Here is a 1,016-nt window from a genome sequence, read left to right as displayed (position 1 = left end):
GCCGCCTTCAGGCGCATCCGGCCCGAGCGCTGGAAGAGCTCCTTGACCGTGAATTCTCCGTCGACCGAGGCCACGACGATATGGCCATGCTGCGGGCGAAGCGCGCGGTCCACCACGAGCAGGTCACCGTCATCGATGCCTTTGTCCCGCATTGAGATACCGCGGGCACGCCAGAAGTAAGTCGACTGGGGGTGCTGGATCAAGATTTGGGCAATGTCCAGCCGGTTGACCTCAAAGTCCTCCGCAGGGGACGGAAACCCCGCGTGGATGAACCCTGCGGCGATGGGCAGCATCATCGACACGGCCGCCAGCGGCACGGGTTCGGACATGCTGCAAATACTGTTCATGCATACAGTATAAACCTGCGACCGGATAAGGCAACATTTGTCCATGTGCTCCAACTACGACGCTTGCACCAGCACCGAGCGCCTGCGCCTGCACTTCGGGGTGACGCTGCCGCCAGGGACCAACCTGCGCACGGACGTCTGGCCGACCTACCAGGCGCCTTTCGTGAGGCGGCATCCGAACGCCGATGTGGGGGACGACGCCGTGCCGCCGCGCGAGGCGCTGCAGGGGCTCTTTGGTCTGGTGCCACACTGGGCCGGGGAGGTTGCCTTCGGGCGGCGCACCTACAACGCCAGATCGGAGACCGTGGCCGAGAAGCCGAGTTTCAGGGATGCGTGGCGCAAGGGGCAGCACTGCATCGTGCCGGTGGAGGCGGTGGTGGAGCCGGACTGGCGAAGTGGGAAAGTCATCCCGACCAAGATCAAGCGCAAGGACGGGCTACCCATGGGCATTGCCGGCTTGTGGGCTTCCAAGCGGCTGGAATCAGGTGAAGAGCTGCTGAGCTTCACCATGCTCACAGTGAACGCCGACGATCACGAACTGTTCAAGCACTTTCACAAGCCCGGGGACGAAAAGCGCATGGTCGTCATCCTGCACGAGCACCAGTACGACGAGTGGCTGAGCGCACCACCTGCCAAGTCGATGGAGTTCATGCGGCAGTTCCCAGCGCA

General features: G+C 63.3%; 2 protein-coding genes. One reads left to right on the top strand and one right to left on the bottom strand.

Going from position 1 to position 1,016, the window contains the following annotated elements; translation table 11 throughout:
• Window positions 1-329 (bottom strand): LexA family protein (locus HPS01S_RS21375; RefSeq protein ID WP_066161187.1); only part of this gene is annotated, 329 nt, incomplete at its 3' end.
• Window positions 330-390: 61 nt separating this feature from the next.
• Here HPS01S_RS21375 and HPS01S_RS21370 point away from each other — a divergent pair.
• The coding region (locus HPS01S_RS21370; protein ID WP_066161185.1) for an SOS response-associated peptidase at window positions 391-1,016 on the top strand (626 nt) is incomplete at its 3' end.

It is taken from the genome of Hydrogenophaga pseudoflava NBRC 102511, assembly GCF_001592285.1.
Taxonomy (GTDB): Bacteria; Pseudomonadota; Gammaproteobacteria; order Burkholderiales; family Burkholderiaceae_C; genus Hydrogenophaga; species Hydrogenophaga pseudoflava.
Note: the sequence above shows the minus strand (reverse complement) of the source record. Positions and strands in the feature narration are given on the sequence as shown.